Annotated in this window: 17 protein-coding genes; 5 read left to right on the top strand and 12 right to left on the bottom strand. The window is 57.4% G+C overall.

Annotated elements, in window-relative coordinates; all coding sequences use genetic code 11:
- Nucleotides 1-57: 57 nt before the first annotated feature.
- From JNO48_05720 to JNO48_05690, 7 genes are all read right to left on the bottom strand, one after another.
- Complete coding sequence (locus JNO48_05720) at nucleotides 58-498, bottom strand: hypothetical protein (GenBank protein QTE69396.1); 441 nt, start codon at nucleotides 496-498, stop codon at nucleotides 58-60.
- A gap of 21 nt (nucleotides 499-519) precedes the next feature.
- The gene (locus JNO48_05715) at nucleotides 520-768 is read right to left on the bottom strand and encodes a hypothetical protein (GenBank protein QTE69395.1); all 249 of its coding nucleotides are present in this window, start codon (nucleotides 766-768) and stop codon (nucleotides 520-522) included.
- Nucleotides 769-846: 78 nt separating this feature from the next.
- Nucleotides 847-2,016: a sugar ABC transporter permease gene (locus JNO48_05710; GenBank protein ID QTE69394.1), complete on the bottom strand. Its 1,170-nt coding sequence runs from the start codon at nucleotides 2,014-2,016 to the stop codon at nucleotides 847-849.
- 20 nt (nucleotides 2,017-2,036) lie between these two features.
- Nucleotides 2,037-3,236 (bottom strand): sugar ABC transporter permease, encoded by a 1,200-nt coding sequence (locus JNO48_05705; protein ID QTE69688.1) that lies wholly within the window; start codon nucleotides 3,234-3,236, stop codon nucleotides 2,037-2,039.
- 50 nt (nucleotides 3,237-3,286) lie between these two features.
- A complete protein-coding gene (locus JNO48_05700; GenBank protein ID QTE69393.1) occupies nucleotides 3,287-4,831 on the bottom strand; it encodes an ATP-binding cassette domain-containing protein in 1,545 nt (514 codons plus the stop codon).
- 136 nt (nucleotides 4,832-4,967) lie between these two features.
- A complete protein-coding gene (locus tag JNO48_05695) occupies nucleotides 4,968-6,029 on the bottom strand; it encodes a sugar-binding protein (GenBank protein ID QTE69392.1) in 1,062 nt (353 codons plus the stop codon).
- A gap of 308 nt (nucleotides 6,030-6,337) precedes the next feature.
- Entirely contained in the window at nucleotides 6,338-6,868 is a 531-nt protein-coding gene (locus tag JNO48_05690) for an iron-containing alcohol dehydrogenase (protein QTE69391.1), read from the bottom strand.
- A gap of 199 nt (nucleotides 6,869-7,067) precedes the next feature.
- Here JNO48_05690 and JNO48_05685 point away from each other — a divergent pair, with 199 nt between their 5' ends.
- The 4 genes from JNO48_05685 (at nucleotide 7,068) to JNO48_05670 (ending at nucleotide 10,645) form a co-directional block, all read left to right on the top strand.
- On the top strand, nucleotides 7,068-8,255 hold the full coding sequence (locus JNO48_05685; GenBank protein QTE69390.1) for a cysteine desulfurase: 1,188 nt from the start codon (nucleotides 7,068-7,070) through the stop codon (nucleotides 8,253-8,255).
- Nucleotides 8,256-8,272: 17 nt separating this feature from the next.
- On the top strand, nucleotides 8,273-8,662 hold the full coding sequence (gene nifU / locus JNO48_05680; GenBank protein ID QTE69389.1) for a Fe-S cluster assembly scaffold protein NifU: 390 nt from the start codon (nucleotides 8,273-8,275) through the stop codon (nucleotides 8,660-8,662).
- 13 nt (nucleotides 8,663-8,675) lie between these two features.
- On the top strand, nucleotides 8,676-9,299 hold the full coding sequence (locus JNO48_05675; GenBank protein ID QTE69388.1) for an arylesterase: 624 nt from the start codon (nucleotides 8,676-8,678) through the stop codon (nucleotides 9,297-9,299).
- A gap of 116 nt (nucleotides 9,300-9,415) precedes the next feature.
- A complete protein-coding gene (locus JNO48_05670; GenBank protein QTE69387.1) occupies nucleotides 9,416-10,645 on the top strand; it encodes a Zn-dependent exopeptidase M28 in 1,230 nt (409 codons plus the stop codon).
- Nucleotides 10,646-10,702: 57 nt separating this feature from the next.
- Here JNO48_05670 and JNO48_05665 read toward each other — a convergent pair whose 3' ends face one another.
- The 5 genes from JNO48_05665 to JNO48_05645 form a co-directional block, all read right to left on the bottom strand.
- Nucleotides 10,703-11,464 (bottom strand): HAD hydrolase family protein, encoded by a 762-nt coding sequence (locus tag JNO48_05665; GenBank protein ID QTE69386.1) that lies wholly within the window; start codon nucleotides 11,462-11,464, stop codon nucleotides 10,703-10,705.
- 76 nt (nucleotides 11,465-11,540) lie between these two features.
- Nucleotides 11,541-12,503, bottom strand: a complete 963-nt coding sequence (locus tag JNO48_05660; GenBank protein QTE69385.1) for a zinc ABC transporter substrate-binding protein — start codon at nucleotides 12,501-12,503, stop codon at nucleotides 11,541-11,543.
- A 195-nt stretch (nucleotides 12,504-12,698) separates the two neighbouring features.
- Nucleotides 12,699-13,751: a GNAT family N-acetyltransferase gene (locus tag JNO48_05655; GenBank protein QTE69384.1), complete on the bottom strand. Its 1,053-nt coding sequence runs from the start codon at nucleotides 13,749-13,751 to the stop codon at nucleotides 12,699-12,701.
- A 273-nt stretch (nucleotides 13,752-14,024) separates the two neighbouring features.
- Nucleotides 14,025-14,657: an HD domain-containing protein gene (locus JNO48_05650; GenBank protein ID QTE69383.1), complete on the bottom strand. Its 633-nt coding sequence runs from the start codon at nucleotides 14,655-14,657 to the stop codon at nucleotides 14,025-14,027.
- A 32-nt stretch (nucleotides 14,658-14,689) separates the two neighbouring features.
- Nucleotides 14,690-15,265, bottom strand: coding sequence for an HD domain-containing protein (locus JNO48_05645; GenBank protein QTE69382.1), 576 nt, complete (start codon nucleotides 15,263-15,265; stop codon nucleotides 14,690-14,692).
- Between the two features lie 147 nt (nucleotides 15,266-15,412).
- On the opposite strand from JNO48_05645, the gene JNO48_05640 reads away from it, so the two are divergent.
- The gene (locus JNO48_05640) at nucleotides 15,413-16,585 is read left to right on the top strand and encodes a GGDEF domain-containing protein (protein ID QTE69381.1); all 1,173 of its coding nucleotides are present in this window, start codon (nucleotides 15,413-15,415) and stop codon (nucleotides 16,583-16,585) included.
- The last annotated feature ends 230 nt before the right edge of the window (nucleotides 16,586-16,815 follow it).

Genomic DNA, 16,815 nt, shown 5'->3' with positions numbered 1-16,815 from the left:
GGAGCTCTCCCGGACGGGAGAGCTCCTTTCAGTATGGTCCAAATGCAGTATGATTTTTCATGATTCCTTTCCCTGTGCTTTCAGGGCTTTGTATACTTCCTTCTGCGCCGGCAGACGATCCCAGCGCTTATAGCATTCACCGTATTCCCGGCAAATGGCTTTTGCCGATTCGGGTTTCAGGAACGGAATCAGGGAAAGACAATGGCGCTCTGCCGCGCGAAGCATCCATTGCGCGGAAAGATGCCATCCCTCTTCACAGCTGCGCATCAACAGCAGGCGAAGCGCCTGCTCCGCGTCTTCTGCGGAAGGCCTGCCTGCGGCGATCGCTTCTGTGATTTCGCTGATCCTGGCGTCAAAGCGGTCATGGCAGGCATCGTCCTTGACCGACTTTCCGAAGCCCAGCAGGCCATCTGTCGGCTTTGCTTTTTTTTCGCATTCTTCCAGCTCCTGCCGATAATCAGTGAAAGCCTGTTCCAGCTTTGCGATCCATTCGTTCATTGGTTGTTTTCCTTCCCGGTATCATTTCAGGCTGTCCGGATTGTCGCTTTCCGCCTCTTGCTTTTCCTTACCGGCTTTTATCCATGAGATAACGGCATATATGACCAGGCCGGCTCCGCAGAGGACGAACAGCCCGATGAACAGCCAGCGTGCGAGGGGAGTCATGGTTGTATCCGGGAGATTCCGGTCACGGAAGAGCTCATAGGCAAGGTATCCCAGATAACCGCCTGCAATTCCCAGGAGATAAGCACGGTTTTTCCGATTATTCATGGATCCAAAACCCTCCTTGTGGACCCGGAACCCCCGTGACAGCTGTCACGGGGGTTCCGAAAAGCCGGAGACTGATGATTATTTGCTCTTTTTCTGGGACAGGATATCGAACACCACGGCAGCCAGCAGGACAAAGCCCTTGACCACGCGCTGGTAGTTCGCGTCCAGACTGATCAGGCTCATACCCAGGTTGATTACGCCGATCAGGGTGGCACCGATCACCATGCCCAGTACGCTTCCTGCGCCGCCGCTGGCGGAAACACCACCCACCACGCAGGCGGAGATCGCGTCCATCTCAAAGTTCTTTCCGACATCCGCATATGCGGACTGGGAACGGGCAATGACGGTCATGGTGGCAACAGTGGTCAGGAAAGCCATATTCAGGTAAGCCAGGAACATAATCCGCTTGGTGCTCACGCCGGAGAGCCGGGCGGCTTCCTGGTTGCCGCCCACGACATAGAAATGGCGGCCAATGGTGGTCTTGCTGGTGATGAAACTGTAAATCAGGATGACGCCGGCTACCCACAGGAGTGTGGTCGGAATGCCGCCGTCCAGGGACAGGCGGGTCATCACCAGCAGGATGGCGGCAGCGCCGATCCCGCTCTTGGCGGCAGCCTGACGGACAGTATCTGCTTCATATCCCTTCTTTAAGCGGACAGCGCGGGTCCGGAAAACCACGAAGACAACCAGCGCAGCGGCCAGGATACCGAACAGGAGGCAGGGGATATTGAGCACGCCCTTTTCTGAAGGGAATACCCTGCCGTAGAACAGATTCTGGAAATCAACCGGGAACGGCGCAAGCGAACCGGTTTTGGAATTGCTTGAAAGGATGGAAGTTCCCAGCCCACGGAAAGAAAGATATCCGGCGAGCGTTGCAATCCACGGCGGAACATGCACATACGCAATCAGCGCGCCCAGTCCGCAGCCGTATGCGATACCGATCAGCAGCAGGAGCAGGATTGAGACGCCGGTTCCCAGTTTGGCAACGATCATGAATACGCCGCCCAGCGCGCCCAGCAGGCATACCACCGCGCCGCAGCTCAGGTCGATGTTGCCGCCGGTCAGCATGCACATCATCATGCCGGTGCCCAGGATATAAACGTACGCGTTCTGGTTGATGAGCTCTGAAAAGCTGGATGGTTTGAAGATACCGCCCTGGGTGAGCACCAGGAAAAACAGGTACACAAGGACCAGGACGATCAGCATCGCATTCTTTTTCAACGATGCGGCCAGATTTTTCCCTTTCATACTATGTCCTCCTCCCTGCGTTACCGTTTCTGCCGTTTGGACAGCACGTCGAAGATTACGGCGATCAGCAGCACCAGGCCCTTGACCACCTTCTGGTAGTTCGCGTCAACACCGATGATGATCATACCTTTGTTGATAATACCCATCAGCAGGGCACCGATGATCATACCGGAAACCTTGCCGGTTCCGCCGTATGCGGAGGCGCCGCCGATGAAGCAGGATGCGATGGCATCCATCTCATAGCCTTCGCCGTATACCGGGTCGATGCCCTTCGCGCGGGCGGCTGTCAGGATGCCTGCCAGACCGGCCAGCAGGCCGATGTTGGCATAGGCAAACCAATAGACATTCCGCGTTTTGACACCGGAAAGGGCAGTGGCTTTTTCATTGCCGCCGACCGCATACAGATGGCGGCCCATCGCTGTTTTGGTGGTCACATAGGCATAGACGCCCAATACCAGGCCGATCCAGATGAGCACATTCGGAAAGCCCCGGTAACACGCCATTTTGAACGTAATCCAGATCACCAGCGCGGAGATGATCACCATTGAAATGACCTGCCCCGGAATGGACTGGCTGATTCCCAACTTTTTCTGCACCAGGATTTTCCGGATTCTCAGAATGATAAACACCAGGACGAATATCACGCCGATGACCAGGCAGGTCAGGTTGAACTTTTCGACAAAGTTGGTTCCGATCAGCCCGCTCAGGAAGGCATTGTCCTTGGTGAACAACCCGTTGAGGCTTTCACTGGACTGCCGGATCAAATCCGGGATATAGCTGGTCTTGCCGTTGCCGAAGAGGTCCAGAAAGGTCTGGTTGGTAACGTCCACGCGCAGGCCGTTCAGCACTACATTGGTCAAGCCACGGAAGGCATACATGCCGGCCAGCGTTGCGATGAATGCCGGAACATGCAGCTTGGCGATCCAGAAGCCCTGGAAAGCGCCGATCACCAGACCTATGGCCAGCATGGTCAGCACGACAATCCATACATTGACACCGGATACCATCATCGTACATCCGACCGCTGCCGTAAAGCAGACAACCGAACCGACGGAAAGGTCGATGTTTCCGCCGGTGAGGATGCACAACAGCATACCGGTGGCCAGTACAAACACATAGGCGTTTTCAGAAATCAGGCCGGTGATGTTGGCCGGAAGCAGGATTTTCCCCTGGGTTAAGATGGCAAAGCCGATCGTGACAACAAACAGGGCAATGGTCATCGTATATTTACGGAAGAATGCCCCGGCGTTGAAATTCCGTTCACTCATGATCAATCACCTCTTCCCGACTGGAGGATCACAGCCATAATGCTTTCCTGTGTTGCCTCTTCCGCCTTCATCTCACCGACGAATTTTCCTTCGTTCATGATGTAGATCCGGTCGCTCATGCCCAGTACTTCCGGCAGCTCGGAGGAAATCATGATCACGGATTTTCCTTCTGCTGCCAGGTCGTTGATGATGCAGTAGATTTCGTATTTGGCGCCGACGTCAATACCGCGGGTCGGCTCATCGAGGATCATAATATCGGGATGGGCGAACATCCATTTGGCCAGCAGCACCTTCTGCTGGTTACCGCCGGAGAGGTTGCCCACCAGCTGTTCCACGGAAGGAGTTTTGATTTTCAGCTTGTCGCGGTATTCTTCAGCCACGGCGTATTCCTTATCTCCGTCGATGACCGTATGGCTGGAAATCTCATCCAGGTTGGCCAGGGAAGTGTTGACCTTGATGGACTGGCTCAGGACCAGGCCGTTTCCCTTCCGATCCTCGGTGACATAGGCGATCTTGTGTTTAATGGCATCGGCCTCGCTCTTTTTCAGGTGAACGTCCTTTCCGTCAATTTTCAGCTTGCCGGAAAAGTTGACACCGTAGCTCTGACCGAAGATGCTCATGCCCAGCTCTGTCCGTCCGGCACCCATCAGGCCGTAGATTCCTACGACTTCGCCTTTGCGGACATACATGGAAACATTGTCCACCACCTTGCGCTCCGGATAGAGCGGATGATGAACGGTCCAGTTGCTGATTTCCATTTTGATGTCGCCGATCTGAACCCCTTCCCGTTTGGGGAACCGGTTCGTCATTTCACGGCCGACCATTCCTTTGATAATCCGTTCCTCGGAGACCGGCTCCGTTCCCCGATTATCGATTGTTTCAATCGTGGCTCCATCGCGGACCACCGTTATCGTATCCGCTACGTAGGCGACCTCATTCAGCTTATGGGAGATGATGATCATGGTCATCCCCTGCTTTTTGAACTCGAGCATGAGGTCGAGCAGCGCGCGGGAATCTTCTTCGTTCAGGGAGGATGTGGGCTCGTCCAGGATCAGCAGCTTCGCGTTCTTGGCCAGGGCCTTCGCAATTTCCACCAGCTGCTGTTTGCCGGTACCGATATCCTTGATCAATGTCTTGGAACTTTCGGAAAGCCCGACCATCTTCAGGTATTTATCAGCTTCAGAATAGGTTTTATTCCAGTTGATGGCGAATTTGTGACCGCATTCATTGCCCAGGTACATATTTTCGCCGATCGTCATTTCCGGAACCAGCGCCAGCTCCTGGTGGATGATGACGATGCCCAGTTTTTCGGAGTCTTTAATCGTATGGAACTGGCAGACTTTTCCATCGTAGACGATGTCCCCTTCATAGGTGCCGTAGGGGTAAATGCCACTCAATACATTCATGAGGGTGGATTTTCCGGCGCCGTTTTCACCGACCAGCGCATGGATTTCCCCTTCTTCCACCTGAAAATTCACGTTGTCAAGGGCCTTGACACCCGGGAATGTTTTGGTAATGTTCCGCATTTCCAGCAATATTTTTGCCATGGCTCTCCTCCAGCTTTCCTTTCAGACCGTCCCACGGTCTGCAGGACGTTTGAGCGGTGAGAAATCTCAGAATTCCTAAAGGATGCAGGCGGGCCTTGCCCGCCTGCATCCAGGACAAAATCGGATTCGGGTTCAATTATTCGGGAAGCTTGTCAACGTGACCGTCAGCCGTCTCAATGTAGTAGCCGGAATCGATCAGCAGGGTCTTGTAGTTGTTGGCATCCGCGAATACGGGCTCGCACAGGAAGGAAGGAACGACCTTGACGCCGTTGTTATAGGTTTCGGTGTCGTTGACGTCAACCTCTTCACCCTTCAGGATCTGGCCAACCATCTTCACGACCTGAGCAGCCAGGGTCCGGGTGTCCTTGAATACGGACATGGACTGTTTGCCATCGATCATGTTGTTGGTGTTGGAAACGTCGCAGTCCTGACCGGTGATGATCGGCCATTCGCCATCGTAGTTCGCTTCCAGAGCGAGGGTGACGCCCAGGGCGGTGGAGTCGTTGGAGCACAGCCAGGCATCGATGTTTTCGCCGCCGGCATAGAAGGAAGCCAGGATGCCGTCCGCACGGGTCTGGGCAACGTCAGTCTTCCAGCTGGGGGTGGCAACATCAGCGAATTCGAACTGGCTGGACGGGATGACCAGCTTGCCAGCGTCGATGTAGGGCTTCAGGACATCGATTGCACCCTGATAGAAGTAAAGGGCGTTGTTGTCACCGGGGTCGCCAGCGGTGATTTCGAGGTTGAAGGGGCCTTCCGCATTGTCCAGGTCCAGCTGTTCCTTCACATAGGTGCCCTGCACGGTGCCGACCATGTAGTTGTCGAAGGTGGCATAGTAGTCAACGAACTCAGAGGCCATCAGCAGGCGGTCATAAGCGATGACTTTGACGCCCTTTTCATTGGCCAGTTCCAGCGCAGAACCCAGAGCATCGCCCTGGATGGCGGCGATCACGACGACCTTGCAGCCGTTGTTGATCATGTTCGTTACCTGGTTCAGCTGCTGCTGAACGTCGTTGGAGGCGAACTGAAGGTCGACATCATAGCCGGCATCCTTCAGCAGGGCTTCCATGTTGGCACCATCCTGATTCCAACGCTGCAGATCCTTGGTCGGCATGGAAACACCGACGGTATCCGCGAACGCGGAAGCGCAGCCGAGACACAGAGCCAGGGCAATAACCAGAGCCAAGATCTTCTTCATAGGGTTACACACTCCTTTTTATTTTTTACAGGACAACTGTCCTATAAATTCAAAAGATATATGGGTTCAAACCATTTCACATCTGGTCGTAATTTAGCACAAAACGGACCTACTGTCAACAGAATCAAAGCCGATTTCAGCAACAAATGCAAATATGCAAATCATTTTTAAACGTAATCGATTGCGATCGAAAAAATCTTACCTTTTCTGTTCCGACCGCCCGGGGCACGGGCTTTCCGGTTCCCCGAACCATCCATCTGCCGGGGAATCAAAAAAACCCCGGATCGTACGGTCCGGGACACCGGGATTTACCGGCTGGCCTGGTAGATGGCCAGCATATCCTCTTCTTTCAGCAGGCGGGCGGAGCCCATGGCGCCGCCGACGCCGACCGCGCACTTGTGGGCCATGAGGGCCAGGTCCTCGTCCGTGGCGGCCACTCCCAGCTCCCGCAGGTTCGTGGGCATTCCGATCCGGCGGAAGAAGGCCTCCAGCGCTTCGATTCCCCGCAGGGCGATTTCCGCATCCGTACCGGACGGATCCACGCCCATCACATTGAGGGCAAAGCGTTTGAACCGGGGCAGGCATTCCGGGCAGACATAGCGCGCCCAGCTTCCCCATACGGCGGCAAGGCCCGCGCCGCCCAGTGTGACGTAGGGGATACCGGCCGCATCCAGCGTATCCGTAACCCGCTGCAGGAGGCCGGAGCGGATGACGCTCCCGCCGCCGTAATGAATCAGGACCTTTTTGCCGCCAAATTCCCGGACCAGCTCCGCCACCCGGGACTCCGTGCCCTTTCCGAAAACGACCTTGGTGGGGGTGTAGTAATTGAAACCGAACATATGACCTTCCTCCCGATGAATGATGATCCGATGTGTATTTTTCCTTCCTGAAAAGAATGGTAAACCTTCGAGTTCACTTTATGTCAAACATGAATTTTGAAGCGCGAAAGAGGCCGTTTAATTACCTATTGACATAGTAGGCAAAATGGAATATAATGCCCGTGGTAACGACCCAGACCCAAGCAAAGGAGATTACGGAATGAGCATATACGCGGACCACGCCGCGACCACCGCCATGAGCGAGGCGGCCATCGCCGTCATGACCCAGTGCATGCGGGAGGAATACGGAAACCCGTCGAGCCTGTACCGGATCGGGCAGCAGGCCAAAGAGACCCTGGAAAACGCGCGGCAGGAAATCGCCGCGGTGATCAATGCGGAGCCGCGGGAGATTTATTTCACCTCCGGCGGAAGCGAGGCGGACAACCAGGCGATCCGTTCCGCGGCCCTGGCCGGGAAACGGAAAGGAAAGAACCATATCATCTCCACTGCCTTTGAGCACCACGCGGTGCTTCATACGCTGGAGCAGCTGAAGACCGAAGGATTCGAGGTGACCCTGCTGGACGTGCACACGAACGGCGTGGTGCGCCCGGAAGAGGTGGAAGCCGCCATCCGGCCGGAAACCTGCTTGGTGACCGTGATGACCGCCAACAACGAGATCGGCACCATCCAGCCGATCCGGGAGATCGGGGAGATCTGCCGGGCCCGCAAGGTGCCGTTCCATACGGACGCGGTGCAGGCGGTGGGACCGCTGGATATCGACGTGAAGGCGGAGGACATTGATTACCTGTCGGCTTCCGCCCACAAGTTCCACGGCCCCAAGGGCGTCGGTTTCCTGTATGCCCGGAAGGGACTGCCGCTGCTGCCGCTGATCAACGGCGGCGCGCAGGAAAAGGGAAAGCGCGCCGGCACGGAAAACCTGCCCGGAATCGTGGGCATGGCCGCGGCGCTGAAGGAAAGCGTTTCCGAGCGGGATGCCGAAGCCGCCCGGCTGACGGTGCTCCGGGACCGGCTGATTGCCGGGCTGAATGAAATCCCGCACTCCTCGCTGAACGGGGACGCCGAAAAGCGCCTTCCCGGGAACGTGAGCTTCTGCTTTGAAGGCATTGAAGGGGAATCCCTGCTGCTCCTGCTGGATGAGAAGGGCATCAGCGCCTCCTCCGGCAGCGCCTGCACCTCCGGCTCCCTGGATCCCAGCCACGTGCTGCTGGCGATCGGCCGGGTGCATGACGTGGCGCACGGTTCCCTGCGCCTGACCCTCGGGCGGGAAAACACCCCGGAGGACGTGGACGAGATCATTGCCGCCGTAAAGGACATGGTGGCATACCTGCGCAGCTTCTCGCCGGTGTGGCGGGACCTGCAGAGCGGAAAGATTCCGCATATTCTGTAACCGGGAGGGACAGCAAGATGGCACTGTACAGTGAAAAAGTCATGGACCATTTCCTTCATCCGCGGAATGTGGGCGTCATTGAGGACGCGAATGCCGTGGGCGAAGTCGGCAACGCCAAGTGCGGGGACATCATGAAGATGTACCTGAAGATTGAGGATGACATCATCCAGGACGTGAAGTTTGAAACATTCGGCTGCGGCAGCGCGATCGCCTCCAGCTCCATGGCCACGGAGATGATCAAGGGCAAGCCGCTTTCCGAAGCGATGCAGCTGACGAACCAGGCGGTGACGGAAGCGCTGGACGGCCTTCCGGCCCACAAGCTCCACTGCTCCGTACTCGCGGAGGAGGCCATCCAGTCCGCCCTGGAGGACTACCGGAAACGGCAGGAGAAAGGGGCCGCAGAATAAAGGAAGAAACGGCATGAAACAGGTACTGGCTTTCGGGGATTCCAACACATGGGGACTGGTTCCCGCCTCCGCGGGGGAACGGTATCCCGCGGACGTCCGCTGGACGGGCCGGCTGCAGAAGGAACTGGAAAGCCGGGGGATCCGGATCCTGGAGGACGGCGTATGCGGACGCACCACCGTGTATGAGGATCCGGTGCGGCCGGGCCTCCGGGGAATCGACGATATTGCCCGGTATGCCGGGACGGAAAACCTGGATGCCGTGATCCTGATGCTCGGCACCAACGACTGCAAGGCCGCTTTCCATGCCGCACCGGAGGAAATCGGCCGCGGGCTGGAACAATGCCTGGACCGGTTCGAAAACCTGGTGCCTCCGGAACGGATCCTGGTCTGCTCCCCGCTGCGGCTGGGAGAAGACGTATGGAGACCGGACAAGGACCCGGCGTTTGACCGGCAGTCCGTGCGGGTGTGCGAAGCGCTGCGGGAAATTTACCGCGGGATCGCGGCCCGGCGGGGGAACAGCTTCCTGGCCGCGTCCGATTACGCGGCGGCCAGCCCGGCCGATGAAGAACATATGGACCCGGAAGGACACGCCCGGTTTGCCGCGGCGGTCCGGGAGGCGCTCCGGGCGCTCCTGTGAATCCGGTTTACGCGCTGCCCCTGCGAAAAGCAGGGGCAGCGCCTGTTTTCGGCGAATATATACGAATATATACCGGATCAATGGAAGAGAAGACCCGGCTGAAGGAGAAAAACAGCATGACACAGGAAAAGATCAGGGAGATTCTGGACAGGACGGACTACATCCGGACCAGCGGTTCGGAGGCGGAAAAGACGGCGGCGGTTTACCTGGCGGAGGAATGCCGGAAATACGGCGTACAGGCCGCCCTGGAGCCGTTTGACGTATGGACGGCGGAGATCCGGGAAGCGGTGCTGACCGCCGACGGCCGGGAGATCCCCTGCAAGGGGTACAAGCTGTGCGGCAGCGGAAGCGTGGAAGCGCCGCTGTGCTACCTGCCCAATACGGACCCGGCTTCCTGCGCGCAGGCGAAGGGAAAGATCGTCCTGCTGGATACGGGGATTACCTACTGGGTTTACCATGACCTGCTGAATGCCGGCGCGGTCGGATTCATTACCTACGACGGGGATATCCACTTTGAAGACCGGGATATCGACCAGAAGATGCTGCGCCCCTACGTATCCCTGGGGAAGAAGGTGCCGTGCGTCAATATCAACGCGAAGGACGCCTTTGAGCTGGTGAAATCCGCTCCCGCGTCGGTATCGATCCGGATTGAGCAGGAGGAAACCGCCGGGGAATCCCAGAACGTGGTAGCGGAGATTCCCGGGAGAACCGACGAATGGATCGTGCTGACGGCCCATTACGATTCCACGCCGCTTTCCCACGGCGCGTATGACAATATGTCCGGCTGCGTGGGACTGCTGGGAATCATGGAAGCGCTGCGCGAAAAGGCCCCGCTCCGCTACGGGCTGCGGTTCGTGTTCTGCGGCAGCGAGGAAGTCGGCCTGCTGGGTTCCAAGGCGTATACCGCGGCCCATGAAAAAGAACTGGGGAAGGTTGCGCTGAACATCAACCTGGATATGATCGGCACCTATATGGGACGGTTCATCACCTGCGTCAGCGCGGAAGACAAGCTGCTCCATTTCATTGAGTATTTCTGCGCCCTGCGCGGATGGGGCCTGTACGGGCGGCAGGATGTTTATTCCAGCGACTCCACCCCCTTCGCGGATCACGGAGTGCCGGCACTGTCCTTTGCGCGGATCGCCCCCAAGTCCCAGGCGACCATTCATAACCGCTATGATACCAAGACGCTGCTTTCCGAAACGCAGCTGGCTGAGGATATCGATTTCCTCACCGACTTTACGCTGGCCATGGCGGACGCGGTGAAGTGCCCCGTTTCCCGGGAAATCCCGGACAGCGTGAAAACCAAACTGGATGAATACCTGCTCCGGAAGCGCCGGAAAGAGTAACCGGGAAAATGAAAGGCGCCGGAAGTGCACAGCACTTCCGGCGCTTTTGTTTCTTCATTACGAATTCATCAGCCGCTCCAGGAACCGGGCAACCCCGTCCTCATCGTTGCTTTCCGCAATTTCATCCGCGGCCGCCCGGACATCCTCCAGGGCATTGCGGACCGCAACCCCGCAGCCGCACTGCCGGATGGGCTCAATATCATCATTGTCATCGCCGAAGAAGACCGCCCGGGTCGGATCAATCCCGAATGCGTCCAGCATATTCCGGACGCCGTTCCATTTGGTGGCGGAGCGGCTCATGACCTGGAGCAGTTTCCCCTCGGCCACGGAAAAGTAGGTATCATCCGGCAGGCGGACCGCCAGCTGATCCGCCGGGAGCTCCGGATGGCTGGCGAGAATTTTATAGATTTTCTCCGCCAGGGGAAGATCCAGGAGGCGGTCCGTGACCTTCGGCGCCCAGGGCGGGATATCCATATTGGCGTAAATCCCGTTTTCCGCTTCCACGGAAAGGACGATGCCGGGGATGGCGGAAAACTGTTCCAGCACGGAAAGGGCACTGCCTTCCGGGATGGGGTTCTCAATCACGGAATCCTTCGTGATCGTCCGGGCACCGTTCAGCGTGCAGACCGCATCGAAGGCGACCTGCCGGCAGTATTCCCCGATGGCCCGCTCCGGCCGCGCGGTGGCGGCGAAGAGCCGGCCCCCGTTTTCCTGCCAGAGCTGCAGGACGCGGACGGTGTAGCCGGAGATGGTTTTATCCGTACGGAGCAGCGTCCGGTCGAAATCAACGATGGCGGCCAGGCAGGGCAGGCGTTTCATACGGTTCCTCCTGTGAGCGGAATTTACCGGTAAGGATACCAGGAATCCGCCCTGATGGCAAGGGAGGCGGGAGGGTTCAGTTCAGCGCTTCCCGCAGCACTTCCAGGTTTTGCTCCATGATGGACAGATAGCTGGCTCCCGCCTGAATCTCCGCGGCGGTGACCCCCTGCATGGAATCCAGCGTGAGGATTTTCCGGTCTTTCTTCGCGGAAGACTGGATGACGGTTTCCGCGATCCTGCAGTCGGATCCTTCGATGGCCAGTACGACCGGCAGGTCCAGCTCGTCGAGTTTCTGCGCCAGGAAAACGATGGTTTTGAAGCTGGCGCCCGTTTCCGCGGAGCAGCCGGAGAAGGCGGCATAGCAGGTGAGGCCGTAATCATCCGCCATATAACGGAACGGGAAACGATCGCCGAAAAGAACCACCTGATGCGCGGCGGAGGCGATGACTTCCGAATATTGCGCGTCCAGCGCGTCCAGGCGGTCACAGTAGGCAGCGGCGCCGGCGGTATACGCTTCCGCGCAGTCCGGGTCGGCTTCCGCAAGCCGGGCGGCAATCCCGGTGACCAGTTTCCGGGCATTGCGCAGGGAAAGCCAGACATGCTCGTCTGCTTCCTCCTCTTCATCTTCCTCATGGGATTCCGGCTCCATCCCCTCGATGAGCTCCTCGGCCTTCACGTCATCACCCAGGAGATCCAGCAGGCTGATGACCACCTGGTCCGGGTTGACAGAGCTTTTCAGGGCATCCTCCACCCATTTGTCCGATTCCCCGCCGACATAGACAAATACATCGCAGGAGGCGATTCGCATCATATCCGCCGCGGTGGGCTGGTAGCTGTGGAGATCCACCCCGCTGTCCAGCAGCATGGTGACCTGCGCGTGCTCCGCGCCGCCGGATACCTGCCGGATCCAGTCGTATACCGGGAAAATGGTGGTGACAATATCCAGCTTTTCCCCCTCCGCTTCCACAGCCGGGACGGCTGCGGAAACCAGGAAAAGAACGGAAGCCAGCAATACGGCCAGCAGTTTTCTGCGCTTCATAGGATCATCCTCCAGGGTTTCAATGACTGACCGGACGAGATCAAAAACCGGTTGCTCCAGTCATTGAACCGGGTCCTTCGGCATATGCCGAATTTGAAAACCGTTCTCAATTATATGCATCGATGGGATACATGTCAAGAAAAATGAGAACCGTTCTCAAAAAAGAAAAAGCCGCCGGAATGGCGGCATGGGGGATTATTCCGGGAATTTGATTTCCATGTACCGGCGGAAGGTGGAAAAACCGGCCGTCTCGTAGAAGGCCAGGGCGCCGCGGTTGAACTCCCACATGTTCAGCTCAATCCGGCGGAAGCCTTTTTCCCGCGCGAATTCCCGGATGAACCGGATCATCGCGGAGGCAACGCCCTGCCGGCGGCAGGAGGCATCGACGCCGAATTCGTCAATATCCAGGAAATCCCGCTCAAACATGAAGGGGTTTTCCGGCTTATTGATATGGTTCAGGACCGCGAAGCCGCAGACCTTTCCTTCCAGCTCCGCGATGACGATTTCCTGCTGGGGGTTTTTCCATATCACGTACAGGAAATCCCGCAGTTCGTCGCAGAAACCCGGTTTGAAAACATCCGGGACTCCGGCGACGTGCAGGTCATTGACCTCCCGGCGCAGTTCATTGACGCGGTCCAGGTCCTCCTCCCGGGCCAGCCGGACGGCGACCGGGGAGAGGGCAGATTCCTGCACGGGGACTTCCGCGTCTTCCCGGAGGAGAGCATACTGGGCGACATCGCAGAAGCCCTGGTTATTCCTTCCGGCTCCGTGCAGGATGCCTTCCAGCTTCATGCCAGCCTTGGCCATGACCCGGCCGGAACCGGGATTGTTTACATCGTGATGCGCGATGACGCGGCGGAGCCCCGCGGTCTCAAACAGCCAGGCGTTGACCGCCCGGAGGGCTTCGGGCATGATGCCGCGGCCCCAGAAGGCGCGGCCGAGGCAGTATCCGAGCTCCGCAGATTCAAGGGGCTCAATGACACTGACCGCCGCGATATTCCCGATGACTTCTCCGGTTTCCTTCAGGACGATTGCCCAGTTGAAGAAACTGCCGTCATCGTAGCGGGAAATCCAGTCCGCCAGGACCATCCGGGTGATCTCCACACTGCCGTGGGCCGGCCAGGTCAGGTATCGGGTGACCTCCGGGTCCGACGCCCAGTTCCTGAACATGTCTTCCGCGTCCTCCGCGCGGAAACGGCGAAGGATCAGCCGATGGGTTTCCAGCTGCTGTGTTCCGGGTTTGTTCATTTCATTCACGCTTCCTTTCTTCTCCTGAATATAAAAAAGATCACTTATCCGACGAACGATAAGTGATCTTCAATGCGGGTGCATTTTCCGGAAACGGGCTTATCGGCTCTTCGGACGATGGTATGTGAAATAATAACCCCAGCAATACGCTTCGGCCATCATATAAACCATACCGTTCATCGTCATGGGAAGAGCTCCTTTCCGGAAACATTGGAGTGAGTATACCCTGTAATCCGGCACTGCGTCAAGTATCAATTATCCGTTTTCCGAAAATCAGCCGGCACCCGGGGTAAAAGTGTCCTTCTCAACGGCTTCGTACAGGTCTTTTCCCATTTTTTCCTCAAAATAAGCTTTCAGCTCCAGGTTCCTGTTCCATTTATCCGGATCATAAAACCCATAGCGGCGCTTCACATCGCCCATCCGGTCGATGATGTCCATGACGCCTTCCGCACCGGAGATGGAATCGCACAGCTGGATCAGGAGATCGTAATCATCATATACCGCCTCCTGCAGCTTTTCCCGGATGAGGCGGGTTTCCTCCTCACTGGTATCAAAGCTCCCGACATAGCTTTCCATGCGTTTGTCGTTGAAGGAATGCGTGAGGCAGATCCGGGCGGCATCCTCATAGCCGAGGGACATCATATACGTATATCCGTCGGATACATGCCCCAGGTGGCGCTTGCCGAAACGGCGGCCGATATCGTGGAGCAGGCCGAGGACATACGCCTTGTCGGGATCCAGGCCCGCGTACAGCGCGATTTTCTCCGCGCAGTGGGCCGCTGTGCGGCTGTGATCTCCCCAGGGACCGGGGTTGAGCGGTTCGGCTTCCGCCAGGATCCGCTCCGCTTCGCCACGGCCGGGATATCCTTTGCGGGCATGCGTCGCCGCGGGAGTGTTCTGTTCCATGCAGTTATAGTCCTTTCTATGTGCATCTTCAATTAAGTTTCTTCCTGCTCCCGGTCCCATTCCCGCAGGAACTGTTCCATGAACGCATGGCGGGAGGCCGCCATTACCCGGGCTTTTTCCGTATTCATCCTGTCCTTCAGCAGGAGCAGCTTTTCATGGAAATGCGCGATGGAATCCTCCGGCGGCCGTCCGTGCTTTCCGCCGTAGGCAAACGTCCGGGCAATTCCGATGGCCCCGATCGCGTCCAGCCGGTCCGCATCCTGGATAATCCGGCCTTCGGTTGTTGCGGGACGTTTATCGCCGTTCTGGCTGAAGGAAACGGAATTGACCGCCTCACAGATCCGGTCTTCCGTTTCCGGACTGATTCCCTGCCCGCGCAGGAAACGCCGGGCGTTGGCGTTGTTCTCCGTATGGAACAGCTTATGGTCGTCCGCGTCATGGAGCAGGGCACCCAGGGAAACAACCAGCCGGTCCGCCTCCGGTTCTGTTTCCAGGATCAGCAGGGCGTTCCGGTACACCCGCATGGAATGCCCGAATCCGTGGCCGTCCGTATTCTCCGCAAAGAGAGTCCGGATATAGTCCTTTGCCGCTTCCATCAGCATCTGCATTTTTTCCACTCCCCCGCTGTCCGGTACTGCGGATTCATCATACCATGGAACAGGACCCGCAACAAGGGAAAGCGCGGAAGCAGGAAAAAACGCCTTCCGGGGCGAAAAGAAAAACAAGGATTTTCAAGACACAGAAGGTGTAAAAAAATGAAAAAGGGAATCGGCAGACGGAAGATCCTGATTCCGGTGGTGGCCGTGCTCCTGGTGATGACCGCGGCATATATCCTGATCAGTTTCCATACATTCCGGCAATATGAGATCCGGGACCTTGAGGATTACTCAAAGGGACTGACCGGCCTGATTGCCGGGGATATCATCGACGTGGAAGATATTGACGGATACCTGGAGCAGGGACGGAATTATCCCGGCTATGCTGAGACGGAACACAAGCTGTACCTGCTGCGGGAAGCCTACCCGGATATCGTTTACCTGTACGTCTACCAGGTCCGGGAGGACGGTTTCCATGTGGTGTTTGACCTGAACACGGAGCAGTTTGCCGGGTCGGAACCGGGAACGGTGGAACCGTTCTTCCCGGCATACCAGCCGTATATTCCGGACCTGCTGGTGGGAAAAGAAGTTCCGTCGATTGAGTCCAATGAAAAATACGGCCATGTGCTGACGGTGCTGACCCCGGTCCGCGACGCGGAAGGAAACTGCCGGTGCTACGTCGGCGCGGACAGTTCCATGGATATGCTGCGGGAATATACCTGGAACGTCATCAGCCAGGTTGGGCTCATTTTCCTGATTGTGCTGGGAATCATCCTGGCTGTGAGCATTTTTGCCACAGACCGGGGTGTGATCCGGAAGATGGATAAACTGGAGGACCGGGCCTACCAGGACACGCTGACCGGACTGCAGAACCGGACCGCATACTATGATTACAATGACGTGCTGAACAAAAAGGAAGATACCGGGGACGCGGATTTCTCCATTGTGATGATCGATATCAACTTCCTGAAACGGATGAATGATACCTACGGCCATGAGCAGGGCAACCTTTACCTGCAGCATGCCGCGAACCTGATCCGGAAGGTGTTCGAGGAAGAACATGTATACCGGATCGGCGGGGATGAGTTTGCGGTGATCCTGGAAGGAAAAGCCCAGGAAGGCGCGGAGGAACGCATCCGCGCATTCAAGGAGGAAGCGGCAAAGCTGCAGGCGGATGATTCCCTGCAGCCATGGGAAAAGGTTTCCGCCGCGGCGGGGATCGCAAAATACGAAAAAGGCCGCGACGCATCCACCGAGGAAGTGCTGCGCCGGGCCGATGAGGCCATGTACCGGGACAAGATTGCCATGAAGGCCGTCCGGACGGACACCTGAAAACCGGCTTCCAGGCCGGGACTGCCGGGATCCTGCAGTCCCGGCTTTTTTTTGTATTCCGGAGGGCGCCGGAAAGACCTGCCGCCCCGGGATTTCCGCAAACCCAGGATCTGCCTGCCGAAACGGGTGTCCATTGACATAGAAAACTGAATCATATATATTTAATCTGGAGAATATCGTTCTGCCCCCTGCCCGGAACGAACGGCAGGACCGGCAGAATATGGAGGAAT

The organism is Clostridiales bacterium (genome assembly GCA_017569285.1).
Taxonomy (GTDB): Bacteria; Bacillota; Clostridia; order Christensenellales; family Aristaeellaceae; genus Aristaeella.
The sequence above is the reverse complement of the archived record's forward strand: the minus strand, read 5'-3'. Positions and strand labels throughout refer to the sequence as shown.